Source organism: Yersinia sp. 2545 StPb PI (assembly GCF_052217125.1).
Classification (GTDB): domain Bacteria; phylum Pseudomonadota; class Gammaproteobacteria; order Enterobacterales; family Enterobacteriaceae; genus Yersinia; species Yersinia enterocolitica_E.
In genome coordinates this window covers 1,470,280-1,485,205 of the sequence record NZ_JAZGPY010000001.1, presented here as the reverse complement: position 1 = coordinate 1,485,205, position 14,926 = coordinate 1,470,280, and the positions used below count along the sequence as shown (strand labels likewise).

Genomic DNA, 14,926 nt, shown 5'->3' with positions numbered 1-14,926 from the left:
ATCCTGTTTTACTGAGTAAGGAGTCTGGTTAATTGCTATGTTTAATTGCATGTAGAGGCCCCTGCCACTCTCGGCAGAGGCTCTAACGGCAAAGGTGCTTAACCGCCGTAAACATCAAAATCGAAATACTTTTTCGCGAGCTTGTCGTAGGTGCCATCTTTGCGCATTTCTGCAAAGGCTTTATCCAGCGCCGCTTTCAGTTCCGCATCATCTTTACGCAAGCCCATACCGGTACCTACGCCAAAGAACTGATCATTTTTTACTGATGGGCCAGCGAAAGCATAGCCTTTACCCGCTTCTTGTTTCAGGAAACCTTCACTGCCTGCAACTTCATCCTGGAAAGCCGCATCAATGCGCCCTGAAGCCAAGTCAGCGTAGATCAAGTCCTGATTTTGATAGGCAACCACATCGATACCTTTTGGCTGCCACTCAGCATTGGCGAATGCTTCCTGCGTAGAGCCTTGCAACACCCCAACACGTTTGCCTTTCAAGGCGACTAATGTTGGCTCTATTTTACTGTCTTTGGTCGCGATTAAACGGGCATTGGCAGCGTAGAGTTTGTCGGTGAAAGCAATCTCTTTCTGGCGTTTTTCCGTGATGGAGAGTGAGGAGATAATGGCATCGATTTTTTTGGCTTTGAGTGATGGGATTAATGCATCGAAGTCACTTTCAACAAAAGTACATTTAGTATCGATACGTTTGCATAACTCTTTTGCTATATCGATATCAAAACCTACCAATTCACCACTGGCATTTTTGGATTCAAAAGGAGCATAAGTTGGATCAGTACCAATTTTGACATCTTTCGGAATGGCAGCAAAAGCACTGCTGGCAGCAGCTAATGCTAAGACTAGCGGAAGAACCAACATCTTCTTATTCATACATAACCCTCAAATTGATTTTCGATGCCAGAAAGCGCGTTAATGTTCTGTACAACCCAGAGCGTTCATAAATCAATTTGCAGTAATCGTGCCAGTAATCATCTGGTAGGAAAGCTAATTCCACCACCGCTTAACTAGCACGATCACCACGAAATACAGGCATCAAGTCGTATACAAAAATCGAATACCACACTCATGCCATGATACGCGTTCTAAAACAGGATCATTGTGGTGCATAATCCGCCCCATTTCAGTGCGATGTTGCACAAATGTATCAATTAAGGGAAAAGTGTTAATTATTGCCTTGCCATCGTGTAAACAGGTCTTCAGGCAGTTCGATGTCAAATTGATCGATAACCCGATTAACGGTCTGATCAACAATATCTTGAATGGTTTGTGGTCGATGATAAAACGCAGGCATTGGCGGCATAATGGTAGCGCCCAGCTCAGCGGCTTGTACCAGCAGGCGTAAATGCCCTAAATGCAACGGGGTTTCACGCACACATAACACTAGCGGGCGGCGCTCTTTTAAGATCACATCCGCGGCGCGGGTCAGCAAACCCTCGGTATAGCTATGGACAATTCCAGATAACGTTTTGATTGAACAGGGTAAAATAACCATACCTTGCGTTTTGAATGATCCGGATGAGATACAAGCAGCAATGTCACGTGAGTCATGTACAACATCGGCCAGTGCCTGCACATCCTTCACGCTAAATTCCGTTTCCAGCGCCAGCGTCTGGCGAGCCGCATTACTGAGAATAAGATGAGTTTCCACACCCTCGACATGTTGCAGCACCTGTAACAGCCGTACGCCATAAATGGCACCGCTGGCACCGCTAATGCCGATAATAAGTCGTTTCATGGGGTATAGCCTCGCACTGACGTTATGCCTTATAGAGTGAGCATAACATAAAGAAATATCGCCCGACTTTGCCGTATCAAGTACGGATTAGCAAGTTATTGGCCCCGTTTTGCCACAATACCCATGGCCCTCGGCTAGATAACAAAAAAGGTGCACCGCGCCGGAACGCTGGTTGCACCTTTTTGATTCACACTCTGCCGATAACTGAAGATACCCAATAAATTTCAAGTTGCAGCAAGGCACTAAACAGCGACCGCATCGCAAGATCCGTGGATTGGTCGAGGCCAACACATCTGCAACCTGAAAGATAACGGGTATTACCCTTCGTTATGCATCTCCAGATTCTCGGCTTCGTTATGATTACGTAATGCCTGCGCATCATCGTTACGTAACGATTCAAGATATTCCAGATAGCTCTGATCGACATCTTTAGTCACGTAAACGCCGTTAAAGACCGAGCACTCAAACTGGGTGATGTCTGGGTTATCTTCGCGTACTGCCTCGATAAGATCGCTAAGGTCCTGGAAAATCAGTGCATCGGCACCAATCAACTGGCGGATTTCATCCACTTCACGACCATGGGCAATCAATTCGTTCGCACTTGGCATATCAATGCCATACACATTCGGGAAACGAATTTCCGGTGCCGCAGAGGCGAAATAGACCTTCTTCGCCCCAGCCTCACGCGCCATCTCGACAATCTGTTCTGATGTGGTGCCACGCACGATAGAGTCATCCACTAATAAGACGTTCTTATCACGGAACTCTGCGCGGTTGGCATTCAGTTTACGGCGCACAGATTTACGACGTTCCTGCTGACCCGGCATGATAAAGGTACGGCCAACATAACGGTTTTTCACAAACCCCTGGCGGTACGGTTTATCTAGAATACGGGCGATTTCCAGCGCGATATCGCAAGATGTTTCCGGGATAGGAATGACAACATCAATATCCAGATCTTCCCACTGCTTGGCAATTTTGGCACCCAACTTCTGGCCCATGCGCACGCGCGCACTGTAAACAGAAATTTTATCCATAAAGGAGTCTGGGCGAGCAAAATACACATACTCAAACAAGCACGGATTGTATTTCGGATTTTCAGCACACTGGCGGGTAAACAACTGGCCTTTTTCCGTGATATACACAGCTTCGCCCGGCGCAACATCCCGCAGGAATTCAAAGCCAAGGGTATCCAATGCCACACTTTCAGAAGCGACCATATATTCATTGCGGCCATCAGCTAACGTGCGTTTACCAATAACCAGCGGGCGAATACCGTTAGGGTCACGGAACGCGACCATCCCGTGGCCGATAATCATCGCAACACAAGCGTATGCCCCACGGATCAACTGATGTGTTGCGGCAACAGCAGCAAAAATATTGTCTGATTCCAATGGATAATGTTGGAAACGGTCCAATTCACTGGCAAAAATATTCAGCAAAATTTCCGAGTCAGAAGTGGTGTTCACATGACGGCGAGAAACTTCGAATAATTTCTTTCTCAGTTGGTGAGCGTTAGTCAGATTACCGTTATGAGCGAGAGTGATGCCAAACGGTGAGTTAACGTAGAAAGGCTGAGCCTCGGAAGCACTGGAACTGCCAGCCGTCGGGTAACGAACATGGCCAATACCCATATTCCCCTGTAAGCGCAGCATATGCCGGGTTTCAAATACATCCTTCACCAAGCCGTTTGCTTTACGCAGCCGGAACCCATTATGGGCATCAATGGTAACGATGCCCGCAGCATCCTGGCCTCGGTGCTGAAGCACCGTCAGCGCATCATAAATCGACTGGTTTACCGGTGCAAAACCGGCGATACCGACAATACCGCACATGTTGTCTTTTCCTCATAAGCCGCTCCGAATCGGTAATTGATTCGGTAAGAAACTCGACGTGCTCTGCAGGTAGTCAAAGAACCACCTGATTATATAACTGAACTGCGGGATTAATTGTGACTGTTTCCAGTCAACACTCTGTGAGAAGCCGGTAAACGTATCCAGAAAGAACAGCATGGCAGAGACTATCAGAACACCTCGCAGCGCGCCAAAACAGACACCCAGCACCCTGTCAGTTCCTGATAAACCAGTACGTTCAACCAACGAACCAATCACATAGTTAACAATAGCCCCGACGATCAATGTCGCGATGAACAAAATGCCGATGGCAATTCCGTTGCGAACTACTTCATCTTCAAAACGCGTGAAATAGACAGCAAGGTAAGTGTAAAAATGGCTGGCAACAAAAAACGCACATCCCCATGTTACAAGTGACAATGCTTCACGGACAAAACCCCGGATTAAGCTGACCAATGCAGAAAATCCGATAATCCCTATAATGACGTAATCAATCCAGACCATGACTATTCCAATGACGAAATCGCCGCTGCATCCTGTTCGCGGCGAATTCTAACAGAAAAAGAAAACGTTTGCGTAGGGGAATTCTTACCCGCGACAAATTAAAGTGCGGCGATTTTAAAAACAACAATCGCCGCACAAACTTAGCTCAAAAACCCCGTACACCCTGATATCTTAACTCTCGGCATAAACCTTAACGCGCCGTGCCATAGGGCTTAACTTGCCCATTCAGACCGCTTAATGAATTAAGCTCTGGCAGCGCAGATTGCAATTTTTGTTTTGACGCATCTGGCCCGACATACACACGGGTTATTTGGCCTTGAACCGGCGTTGTAGGCACCGTAAACGCCCGATGACCTGACAAGCGCAGCGTCGCCACGATTTCATTCACTTTAGCTGCGTTTTTCAACGCGCCCAGTTGGACGACATAAGCCTGCCCTACCGGTGCTTTTTCTTCTGTGACCGGTTTAGTTTCCGGCTGAACGTCCGGTTTAACCTCAGGTTTAGGTTTTACTTCCTGCGGTTTTTTCTCTACCGGTAGCGGTTTGACCTCAACCGGTTTCTTCTCAACAGGTTTCACCTCAACCGGCTTACTCTGTATCACTGGCGGTGCCACGATAGTCGGTTCAGACGGAGGGTTACCAGCATCATTAGCAGCCTGAGAGGCGGAATCATCTTTGGGGACATCCACGGCTTGCGCCGCACCTTCCGGTGGAGCAATAGGCAGAGGTTGACTGACCGGACCAACCGCATCGATCTCCTGACTATCACCTGGTTTTGGCACTAATGGGATAGCGGCGAACTCATCCTCATAATGCTTCTTTTTACCATCCAGTAGCCCCGGCAGCACAATCACGCCTAACGCCACCAGAATTATGGTCCCGACTAAACGGTTCTGGAACTTACTTGCCACTCGCACTCCCAATTCAATGCCTTGATAAACTCAAGTTGTCACAAATTCAGGCTGTCATAAATCCAATACAGCCATCACATGAGCGACAGTATGGAAAGAACCACAGACAATAACCACATCCTGTGGTTTTGCATCCAACATAGCCTGACGCCAGGCCGTTTCTACATCGCTAAACTGGCGTGATAACTCCAAATGCTCGGCTAATTGCTCCGCCGTCGCCCCACGCGGCCCTTCAAGCGGTGCGCAGTACCATTCATCGACTTGTTCAGATAAACAGGCCAGCGTCCCGCCGATATCTTTATCTGATAGCATACCTACCACAGCCCGTACTTTACCGTGTTTTGGCAATCGAGCCAGCCTGTCGGTGAGATAACGTGCTGCATGCGGGTTATGGGCTACATCCAAAATCAGCAGTGGTTGCTCACTGACAACCTGAAAACGCCCTGGCAAACTGGCAGCCAACAAGCCCTGGCGAATAACCTTATCGCTTAAAGGCAGGCCAGAATAGTGCAATACGGCCAAAGCTGTCGCCGCATTTGCCAAAGGTACGTTTGGTAAGGGTAGATTGGTCCAATGATGGTTGCCACACTGCCAATCCCAGGCATTTTCTTGTTGTTCACCTGGCTGTTGTTGGCTAAACCGCCATGCGTCATCACGGCGATACAGTTGTGCCCCCAATTGCGCCGCAACATCGGCAATCGACTGCGGCATATCCGGTTCGCCAACCACGGCAGGTTTCCCCGCACGGAAAACACCAGCCTTCTCGCGGCCAATGCTTTCTCGATCGAAGCCTAACCAGTCAGTATGGTCTATGGCAATACTGGTAATAGCCGCAACATCAGAATCGACTATATTGGTCGCATCCAAACGTCCACCCAGCCCCACTTCCAGAATCACTACATCAAGTTTAGCCTGCTTAAATAATTGCAGCGCAGATAAGGTGCCAAATTCGAAGTAAGTCAGTGATATACCCGCGCGCCCGGCTTCAATTTGAGCAAAAGAGTGGCTGTGTTCAGCCTCAGACAGTTCTTGCCCCTGAATACGGACTCGCTCGGTGTAACGCAAAAGGTGAGGTGAGCTGTAAACCCCGACCCGCAGACCCGCTGCAAGTAAAATTGATTCCAGGGTACAACAGGTGGTGCCTTTGCCATTAGTACCGGCAACGGTGAAGACTTTTGGGGCAGGGTTAAGCAGATCCAAACGCTCAGCAACCTGTTTAACACGTTCCAGACCCAACTCGATTGGTTGAGAGTGCAAACGTTCAAGATAGTAAAGCCACGCGGCCAAAGGCGACGTGGCTTGGGGAATTTGATGGTTTTTCATGAGTCCCGTCACTGGCCTTTATACCCATCATACTTCAAGCTGCATGTGCGTTGACTGCTTTCGTTGCTCGGCCCCTGTCCATGGACCTCGCCTCTGCGAGGCCGCTGCAAGCAGCGTTCAAATCGGTTCCTGACCGATTTGTCACCCGAATCAATGACTAGCGTCAACTCATCAGGATTATGAGCCTCTAATGAGACTCACCCTGCGGGCCAGCGCAAGCGATGTTCAACATGGTTTACAACCAAGTTGTTCACTCAATTGCCGCCTTCCTGCAACTCAAATTATTTTGGGTAAATATTTTCTTTTTTAAAGCTATAAAGCTTAAGTTGCGACAATGCACAACAACCGGGCATCACCTTATCAGGGTGATGCCCGCGTGGATAATCAGGCTTCGGCCTGATTATCCGCCTGAGCAGTATCGGCTTTACTCTCAATCACACTGGGTTGTGGCTGATGCGTTAATTTAGACAAGATGCTGGCAATTGTCTGACGCATCACCGGGCGGCGAACGATCATGTCGATAGCGCCTTTTTCAATCAAGAACTCACTGCGCTGGAAGCCCGGCGGCAGTTTTTCCCGAACGGTTTGCTCAATAACCCGTGGACCAGCAAAACCGATTAAGGCTTTTGGTTCTGCGATATTGATATCACCCAACATTGCCAGACTGGCGGAGACACCACCCATGGTAGGATCCGTCAGCACAGAAATGTACGGCAAGCCACGCTCTTGCATTTTAGCCAGAGCAGCACTGGTTTTTGCCATCTGCATCAGTGACATCAATGCTTCCTGCATACGAGCACCACCACTGGAGGAGAAGCACACCAACGGGCAATTATCTTCCAGCGCCTGCTCAACTGCACGCACAAAACGGGCACCCACCACTGACGCCATTGACCCACCCATAAAGGCAAATTCAAATGAAGCGGCAACGATCGGCATCCCTTGTAAGGTCCCTTTCATGGCAACCAAAGCGTCTTTTTCGCCGGTATCTTTTTGTGCGGCAGAAATGCGATCTTTATACTTTTTGGAATCCTTGAATTTCAGGATATCCTTCGGCTCCAGTTCGCTACCCAATTCAACTTCACTGCCTGCATCCAGTAGCATATGTAACCGTGCACGGGCTGTCATACGCATATGGTGATCACACTTAGGACAAACTTCTAGATTACGCTCTAACTCGGCACGGTAAAGCACCTGACCGCAACTGTCACATTTCGTCCACACCCCTTCAGGAATACTCGCTTTACGGGTTTGTGTAATATTGCTTTTGTTAAGAATTCGTTCAATCCAGCTCATCGATGACCTTTCTGTTTGAACCTGGCTGTTGCCAGTCCGCTGTTCATGCTTTAACCATCTCCCTGAAAACATCCCAACAAAAAATGCCTGAGATACACGCCATTACAACGTGGCTAAGGCACTGGAACTCGGGTTGTCCGCAGGAACAGACCATAAATGTCACTCATTAAACCATATTGGCTCGACAGTGTAGATAAAAAACTGGTCGAACCCACGGCTTAGGTAACGTTTTTACTGATTTTTTTGCCGTGATTGCGCGCGCCGATGCCGCCATACCTCAAATACACCCGGCAAAATTGACACCACAATAATGGCAACAATTAGCAATTTCAGATTGTTCTGCACGATAGGTACGTTACCAAACAGATAACCAGCATAGGTGAATAGCAGTACCCATACCAACGCCCCAATCACGTTATAAGCCGCAAAGTGGCGATAAGACATTTTACCCATTCCGGCGACAAACGGCGCAAAAGTGCGGATAATCGGGACAAAACGTGCCAAAACAATCGCTTTACCGCCATGTTTTTCGTAGAACTGATGGGTTTTTTCCAGATAGCTGCGGCGGAAAATTTTGGAGTCCGGGTTACTGAATAGTTTCTCTCCGAACACCCGCCCAATGGTGTAGTTAATAGCATCGCCCAAAATAGCGGCGGTCACCATCAGTGCCACCATAATGTGCACATTGATATCATTGGACGGTAATGCTGCCAACGCACCGGCCACAAACAGCAAAGAATCTCCTGGCAGGAACGGCGTCACCACCAGACCGGTTTCACAGAATAAGATCAGGAATAAAATGGCGTAAACCCAAACCCCATACTGCGCCACCAGCTCCGCCAGATGGACATCAATATGCAAAATAAAATCAATAACGAAACGTATAAATTCCATAAATACTCTCAAATGGTAAACATACTTGTGCTTTGAGTGAGTGAGATTAGCTGAACTTCCTTAGGTATTCCTTAGCCCAAGGCGACCTCACTCATCAATGTAGAGAAATCAGTCGTCTGCCAAAAAAAGGGGTCCCATTGGCGCTGTTGGTAGCGCAAAGCGTTCGGGGTAATCAACCGCGACTAAATACAACCCTTCGGCTTTCGCTGTTGCCGCAGCACGTGATCGGTCTTTCAGTGCCAGCAACTGGGCCATCCAGTTGACATCCTGATTACCACAGCCAATCTCAATCAAGCTACCAACAATATTACGCACCATATGATGAACAAAAGCGTTGGCCTTGATATCTACCACGATATACGCGCCATGTCGGGTAACTTTGACATGTTTTACATTTCGCCATGGGGTACGCGACTGGCACTGTATCGCACGAAACGAGGTAAAATCATTCTCGCCGAGTAAACATTGCGCCGCTCGTTCCATTTTTTCAGCATCCAGCGGCAGGTAGCAATGGGTTACCCCTTGCGCCAACACCGCTGGACGATAGCGATGGTTAAAGATGATATAGCGATAACGGCGGGCAGTAGCGCTGAAACGGGCGTGAAAATCGTCATCCACTGTTTTTATCCAGCGTACGGCGATATCTGGGGGTAAATGGCTATTGACCCCCATCGTCCAGGCGGCATCTTTACGCACCGCCGAGGTGACAAAATGCACCACCTGCCCGGTGGCATGTACACCAGCATCAGTGCGCCCAGCACAAAATACGCCAATGGATTCATCGGCAACTTTTGACAAGGCAGCCTCCAAACAAGCCTGCACACTGGCAACCTCCAACTGCCGTTGCCAGCCGAAATAGCGGCTGCCGTTATATTCAATACCCAGCGCAATTTTTATACCGGCCGTTTCAGCCACTATGTCTTGTGGCTGAGCCAACTCGAGTTCGGACATCAGTACAGTTGCTCCTGCAACAGGTGCTCCGCCGTTTCAATCGCCATCAATGCGCCACCAAAACGAATGTTGTCGGCCACTGACCAGAACTGCAACACTTCGGGAATGCCATAGTCATTACGCACACAACCAATACTCAGCACCTCACTGCCCGAGGCATCACTGACCTGTGTTGGATAATCATCCTCTTCAGATAATTGGATATCTTCGCAATTTTCCAGTTCGCTGCGCGCTTCATCTGCGGAGATTGGGCGCAAGGCTTCCAGATGAACCACTTGTGCCTGACCGTAAAATACCGGTGATTGAATGCAACTCACCGAGATAGGCAGACCTTCGTCTTGCAATACTTTGCGCACCTGATCAACCAGACGGCGCTCTTCACGCACACTGCCCTCTTCATCAGCCAGCAACGGCAACACGTTAAATGCCAGTTGTTTGGCGAAGATACTTGGCTCCGCAGGAATGCCATTTAACAACTTGGCACTTTGACCGGCCAGATCGTCCACAGCGGCCTTGCCATGGGCGGAGGCTGAAATCAATGCAGTGACATGCACGCGGGACAAGCCAGCCTGTTCCGTCAGTGGTTTAATCGCCGTCAGCAACTGGCTGGTCAGGCTATCGGCTACCGCCACAATATTGCGATTGCGATATTCTGCCAGCACCTGAGGATTCACACTTGGCACCACCAGCGGTACATCTGGTTCCATCGCGAACAGGCCACTGCTGTCGATAACCAAGCAACCGGCATTCGCCGCTTCTTCCGCATAGAGTTGTGAGGCTTCGCGCCCGGCAACAAAGAAAGCTAACTGCGCCTGAGACCAGTCAAATTCAGCAACATTTTCAACCAGTAAACTTTTACCATTAAAGCGCACAGAAGCACCGGCGCTGCGTTCGCTGGCCAGCGGATACAATTCACCAACCGGGAACTGGCGCTCATTTAACAGCTCCAGCAAAGCTTCACCTACTGCGCCCGTTGCTCCTAACAGAGCAATATTCCAGCCGTCAGACATGTTGGTTTTCTCCACTAACGTTCATTAAATTACAAGGGTTCATTCAGATACTAAGATCGATTGAAAGAGAAAGGCGGTAAAAAAACCGCCTGACAATCAATAAATTAACGTTTATACCGCGCTTATAATAACTGTGTACTAAAGCCTAATTTCTGCAACAGTTCAGCACTGGCAGCATCATCGCACTGCACGCAGAGTGATGACCACTCACGGCGTTCCTGATAGTGCTTACGCAGCCGATCAAACTCACCGGGGATACCGGCCACATGGCGCAGTGGCGCATCATCGCGGCGCACATCATACACCAAGTGCATCAATCGTTTTAATTTGCCTTCATCCAACGCACCGTTCAGTCTCAAGTGGCTAAACTCCGGTTGAGGCAATAAAGAAGCTAGCTCTACCGACTGCGGCTGCCCCAGATGTTGACTAAAAGCTTCAAACACTTGTGTGGTACCACGTGCTTTACCTTCCAGCGTATAGCCGGCGATATGTGGTGTCCCGATATCAATCCGCCCTAACAGCGGCAAAGATAATTCCGGTTCCGGTTCCCATACATCCAGAACCACGCTGAGTTTTTTACCTTTTTCCAACGCACCCAGCAGCGCGGCATTATCCACCACGGCTCCGCGGCAGGCATTAATCAGAATACGGCCATCCGGCAAGGCTGCCAGTAATTCATCGTCCGCCATGTGCAGGCTTTGATAAGGGCCGGTTTTATTCAACGGCGTATGGAAAGTGAGAACATCTGCCTCTCGCACCAGTTTTTCCAGCGGCCAGAAAGTGTCGTTATCACCTCTGTCTGCTCGTGGTGGATCGCACAGTAAAGTCCGCACACCAAGGGCTTGTAGCCTGGTATTCAATCTGGCCCCGACATTCCCCACCCCAATAATACCGACGGTTTTGTCACGCAATTGGAAACCATCACGTTCGGCCATCATCATCAGTGCGGAAAAAACATATTCCACAACCGCAATGGCATTACAACCGGGAGCTGCGGAGAAACCGATTCCCTGTTGCTGTAGCCAGTTATCGTCGACATGGTCGGTACCGGCGGTTGCCGTGCCCACAAAGCCAATTGACGTACCTTGCAGCAACGCCTCATTCACTTTGGTAACCGAGCGCACCATCAGTGCGTCAGCATTAGCCAGTGCTTCACGGGGGATTGGCCGCCCCGGCACTGCCTGTACCTCACCTAAACGCCGAAATAGCACATCTGCGTACGGCATATTCTCATCAACCAGGATTTTCACTTTATTCTCCGGCAGCTTACTGCCCTATAGATGAAAAGCAGGGACTTAGTATATACCCAAAGAAGTTGGAGTTGCAGCCAACCCCCTACAGCTTCAGGATGAAGACGATCCCCAAAATCATTAGCGTTGCAGGTAGGCGGCAATTGAGTGACAACTTGGTTGTAAACCATGTTGAACATCGCTTGCGCTGGCCCGCAGGGTGAGTCTCATTAGAGGCTCATAATCCCGATGAGCTGACTCAAGTCAGTGATTCGGGTGCGTGAGCATAGCCAACCCCCCTGCGGCGTCAAGGATGAAGGGGATTGTTGCGACGAAAACGCTCCGGCGTAGTCCCTGCAATTTGCTGGAACATGGCGATAAAAGCCGATGAGGAGCTATACCCAACATCCAGTGCGACACTTTGCACGGTTTTGCCCTTTTCTAACAATGAGATCGCATGTAAAAAACGCAGCCGCTGCCGCCATTCGCTAAAAGCCATACCCAGTTCTTGTTGGCAGCGGCGCGATAACGTCCGCTCGGTGGTATAGACCCGCTTAGCCCACTGCGCCAGCGAGGTATTGTCCGCCGGGCAGCGCTCTAGCGCCGCCAGAATAGGTGACAGTAATTTATCCTGTGAGGTGGGCAGATAGGTGCGTTGTACCGGTGACAACCTGAGTTGATCAATTAATACGTGGGCTAAGCGCATATCTTGCTCGCTTTCCGGCATCAATAAACCACGGGAGAAGCAATCTTCCACAATGGTATTAAAGATTGGACTGACATTAATCAGGCAAGCTGATAGCGGTAACTCATCACACAGCGTAGGTGCAATATCAATGGCACGAAATTGCATCGGCTTACGGTTATGGCTGGAGTGCTCCATGCCGGCCGGTATCCAGACACTGAATTCAGGGGGGGCCAGAAAACGCTGCCCGCCGATACTCATCGCTACCACACCTGACTTTACGCAGATCAACTGCCCGTAAGGATGGGTATGCGGCAAAAACTCAGTATTGGCATTAAAGGCCTCACAGCGAAAGGAAAGGCTCAGTGGCACGGTTGTGGCAACCACCGGGAAAGAGGGTTCTGCCATCGTGAACTGTCTCCTGTAAAAAATGATTCCTGCCGAGATTGTCCTAATCGCAGCAGTTATTGTCTGATTTTCAGTATATAGAATAAATCAGACAACTGTAGACTACGTCACATGTTATTTAGATGAGAATTATTATCATGAATATGTTATTCCCCCTGTTCGCGGTGATCATCTGGTCCATCAATGCCGTAGTCAGTAAGGTCTCTGCCACCGCAATTGATCCCGCCGCCATCTCGTTTTATCGCTGGGTGCTGGCGTTGCTAACGTTAACCCCATTCTTGCTGCTGGGTGTTATCCGCAATTGGCAGGCAATCCGCGTTTATTGGTGGAAATTGATGATATTGGGGATGCTGGGGATGGTGCTGTACCAAAGCCTGGCGTACTACGCGGCTCACAGTGTTAGCGCCCTGTTTATGGGGATTCTCAGTTCGTTAATTCCCTTACTGACTGTGCTTATTAGCATTGTGGTGTTACGAGTCGCCCCCACGGTAGGCATTGCATTAGGTAGCGTGCTGTCATTAGGGGGACTAGTGTGGTTGGTTAGTGCAGGTAACCCGGCACAACTGTTGCAACATGGTATCGGCAAAGGCGAATTGATGATGTTCGGCGCATCGGCATCCTATGCGCTGTATGGCGTATTAACCAAACGCTGGGCGATTCAATTACCCAACTGGCAGTCCCTTTATATGCAGATCGTTTTCGGCGTGGTGCTATTATTGCCTAATTTCCTGATGGCTTCAGATGTGCAATTGACGGCGCAGAATATTCCATTGGTGCTATTTGCTGGGATCCCAGCCTCAATTATTGCGCCTTATTTGTGGATCCACGGTGTGATGCGGTTAGGGGCAAATACTGCGTCGATATTTATGAATCTGACACCGGTATTTACCGCCATTATTGCCGTGGCCTTCCTTCATGAGCAATTACACAGCTATCACCTGATTGGCGGGGGTATCACGCTGGCTGGGGTGATATTAGCTCAGCGCCTGCGCACCCCATTGCGAAGAGCGGCGGCGCAGTAAAAATAAGGTAGCGGCGTATATTCTGCGCAGCTACCCCGGCCCTGTTTTTATTCCGCGCTAACCGCCACCATTGCTGCTTGAGCCTTATCTTTACGATGCAACATCAACACCCCCAGTAATACCAGCGCGCTGCCCAACAATTGGGAGGGAGAGAGTGTTTCGCCCAACAAGAAATATGCAATCACCGCAGTGAAGACCAGTTCCAGCGTTAATAGTAGGCTAGCCACCGCCAAAGAGAGTGTTTTCAAACTGAGATTAAACAGGCCAAACCCCAGTAACGTTGGACCGGCGGCTAAAATTAACAATAGCCCCCAACCAGACCATTGAATGCCATTAGCTCCATGGGATAAGAAAAATAGATCACCCACCATTGGCTGTAACCCAGACAATGGAAACCACAGCAATAACTGATTAAATATCAGTTGGTAGATGGCGGAGAAACCAAAGACGTAAAGAATAGTGTTCCAGACCGGATAACAGCGTTCAGTCGCAATGCGACCAGCCAGAGTATAAAAGCTGTAACCAATACCGGAGGCCAATCCGATAAATAAGCCAACAAAATTAAAGTCTGATGCAGTAATATTCAGGCCATCGCTGACTAAGAAACAACCCAACAGGCTGATAATAATAACCAGTAATTCACGCCAGCCCATATATTCGTTATAGAAAACCCAGCCGAGAAACACGGTAAAACCGATTGAGCAATAGACCAGAATGGTGGAGATCGACGCACCGTTTAAAGCGACAGATTCAGTCCATAGCCCATTAAAGACCGCCAGCAATAAGCCATATGCCGTATAGAATTTTAGCTGGCACCCGCGTAATTTGGCCCATTCCGGTTTGGTCAGAAGTAAAATAGGTAATAACACCATGGCGACCAGTGCTGCCCGCCAGAAAGCCAATACCGAAGTGGGTAGATGATAATGCGCCGTGAGGATGCGAATTATGATGCCGGTAAAACCCAACAACATGGCACTAATAATCGCCAGCAGATAGCCTTGTCGTTTGCCACTAAACCCGCCGTTGCCCGCCCCGATAGAGCCAAATGCTGATGGGAATAAATCTGCCGGAATCGCCATAACAACCTCATAACTA

General features: G+C 49.2%; 14 protein-coding genes. 1 reads left to right on the top strand and 13 read right to left on the bottom strand.

Translation table 11 applies throughout. The features are described from left to right. Positions 1-98: 98 nt before the first annotated feature. The 12 genes from hisJ to V1955_RS06730 form a co-directional block, all read right to left on the bottom strand. Positions 99-881 (bottom strand): histidine ABC transporter substrate-binding protein HisJ, encoded by a 783-nt coding sequence (hisJ, locus tag V1955_RS06785; protein WP_083158240.1) that lies wholly within the window; start codon positions 879-881, stop codon positions 99-101. Between the two features lie 292 nt (positions 882-1,173). Further along, positions 1,174-1,746 (bottom strand): UbiX family flavin prenyltransferase, encoded by a 573-nt coding sequence (locus V1955_RS06780; protein ID WP_083158239.1) that lies wholly within the window; start codon positions 1,744-1,746, stop codon positions 1,174-1,176. A 317-nt stretch (positions 1,747-2,063) separates the two neighbouring features. Beyond that, positions 2,064-3,581, bottom strand: a complete 1,518-nt coding sequence (gene purF, locus V1955_RS06775) for an amidophosphoribosyltransferase (protein WP_442820694.1) — start codon at positions 3,579-3,581, stop codon at positions 2,064-2,066. Positions 3,582-3,593: 12 nt separating this feature from the next. Then, a complete protein-coding gene (gene cvpA, locus V1955_RS06770) occupies positions 3,594-4,103 on the bottom strand; it encodes a colicin V production protein (RefSeq protein ID WP_050112971.1) in 510 nt (169 codons plus the stop codon). A 190-nt stretch (positions 4,104-4,293) separates the two neighbouring features. Beyond that, positions 4,294-5,013 (bottom strand): cell division protein DedD, encoded by a 720-nt coding sequence (gene dedD, locus V1955_RS06765; protein WP_083158237.1) that lies wholly within the window; start codon positions 5,011-5,013, stop codon positions 4,294-4,296. Positions 5,014-5,067: 54 nt separating this feature from the next. After that, positions 5,068-6,336 carry a bifunctional tetrahydrofolate synthase/dihydrofolate synthase gene (folC, locus tag V1955_RS06760; RefSeq protein WP_420072974.1) on the bottom strand — a complete coding sequence of 423 codons (1,269 nt, stop codon included), beginning with the start codon at positions 6,334-6,336 and terminating at the stop codon, positions 5,068-5,070. 384 nt (positions 6,337-6,720) lie between these two features. Beyond that, positions 6,721-7,632, bottom strand: coding sequence for an acetyl-CoA carboxylase, carboxyltransferase subunit beta (gene accD / locus V1955_RS06755; protein WP_083158235.1), 912 nt, complete (start codon positions 7,630-7,632; stop codon positions 6,721-6,723). A gap of 231 nt (positions 7,633-7,863) precedes the next feature. Next, the gene (locus V1955_RS06750; protein WP_083158234.1) at positions 7,864-8,526 is read right to left on the bottom strand and encodes a DedA family protein; all 663 of its coding nucleotides are present in this window, start codon (positions 8,524-8,526) and stop codon (positions 7,864-7,866) included. A 108-nt stretch (positions 8,527-8,634) separates the two neighbouring features. Further along, entirely contained in the window at positions 8,635-9,477 is an 843-nt protein-coding gene (gene truA / locus V1955_RS06745) for a tRNA pseudouridine(38-40) synthase TruA (RefSeq protein WP_083158233.1), read from the bottom strand. Further along, entirely contained in the window at positions 9,477-10,487 is a 1,011-nt protein-coding gene (locus V1955_RS06740; RefSeq protein ID WP_083158232.1) for an aspartate-semialdehyde dehydrogenase, read from the bottom strand. Before V1955_RS06740 ends, truA begins: the two co-directional genes overlap by 1 nt. Before the next feature lie 122 nt (positions 10,488-10,609). Continuing rightward, positions 10,610-11,737 (bottom strand): 4-phosphoerythronate dehydrogenase PdxB, encoded by a 1,128-nt coding sequence (gene pdxB / locus V1955_RS06735; protein ID WP_083158231.1) that lies wholly within the window; start codon positions 11,735-11,737, stop codon positions 10,610-10,612. 286 nt (positions 11,738-12,023) lie between these two features. Next, on the bottom strand, positions 12,024-12,809 hold the full coding sequence (locus V1955_RS06730; RefSeq protein ID WP_372569390.1) for an AraC family transcriptional regulator: 786 nt from the start codon (positions 12,807-12,809) through the stop codon (positions 12,024-12,026). A gap of 137 nt (positions 12,810-12,946) precedes the next feature. Between V1955_RS06730 and V1955_RS06725 the strand changes: the two genes are divergently transcribed. Continuing rightward, positions 12,947-13,831: a DMT family transporter gene (locus tag V1955_RS06725; RefSeq protein WP_083158229.1), complete on the top strand. Its 885-nt coding sequence runs from the start codon at positions 12,947-12,949 to the stop codon at positions 13,829-13,831. 47 nt (positions 13,832-13,878) lie between these two features. On the opposite strand, the gene V1955_RS06720 is transcribed toward V1955_RS06725, so the two are convergent. Continuing rightward, on the bottom strand, positions 13,879-14,910 hold the full coding sequence (locus V1955_RS06720) for a DMT family transporter (RefSeq protein WP_420072976.1): 1,032 nt from the start codon (positions 14,908-14,910) through the stop codon (positions 13,879-13,881). Between the last annotated feature and the right edge of the window lie 16 nt (positions 14,911-14,926).

Coding starts and splice junctions, on each gene's coding strand:
- hisJ (WP_083158240.1), bottom strand. CDS start 881: ATGAATAAGAAGATGTTGGTTCTTCCGCTAGTCTTAGCATTAGCTGCT.
- V1955_RS06780 (WP_083158239.1), bottom strand. CDS start 1,746: ATGAAACGACTTATTATCGGCATTAGCGGTGCCAGCGGTGCCATTTAT.
- purF (WP_442820694.1), bottom strand. CDS start 3,581: ATGTGCGGTATTGTCGGTATCGCCGGTTTTGCACCGGTAAACCAGTCG.
- cvpA (WP_050112971.1), bottom strand. CDS start 4,103: ATGGTCTGGATTGATTACGTCATTATAGGGATTATCGGATTTTCTGCA.
- folC (WP_420072974.1), bottom strand. CDS start 6,336: ATGAAAAACCATCAAATTCCCCAAGCCACGTCGCCTTTGGCCGCGTGG.
- accD (WP_083158235.1), bottom strand. CDS start 7,632: ATGAGCTGGATTGAACGAATTCTTAACAAAAGCAATATTACACAAACC.
- V1955_RS06750 (WP_083158234.1), bottom strand. CDS start 8,526: ATGGAATTTATACGTTTCGTTATTGATTTTATTTTGCATATTGATGTC.
- truA (WP_083158233.1), bottom strand. CDS start 9,477: ATGTCCGAACTCGAGTTGGCTCAGCCACAAGACATAGTGGCTGAAACG.
- V1955_RS06740 (WP_083158232.1), bottom strand. CDS start 10,487: ATGTCTGACGGCTGGAATATTGCTCTGTTAGGAGCAACGGGCGCAGTA.
- V1955_RS06730 (WP_372569390.1), bottom strand. CDS start 12,809: ATGGCAGAACCCTCTTTCCCGGTGGTTGCCACAACCGTGCCACTGAGC.
- V1955_RS06725 (WP_083158229.1), top strand. CDS start 12,947: ATGAATATGTTATTCCCCCTGTTCGCGGTGATCATCTGGTCCATCAAT.
- V1955_RS06720 (WP_420072976.1), bottom strand. CDS start 14,910: ATGGCGATTCCGGCAGATTTATTCCCATCAGCATTTGGCTCTATCGGG.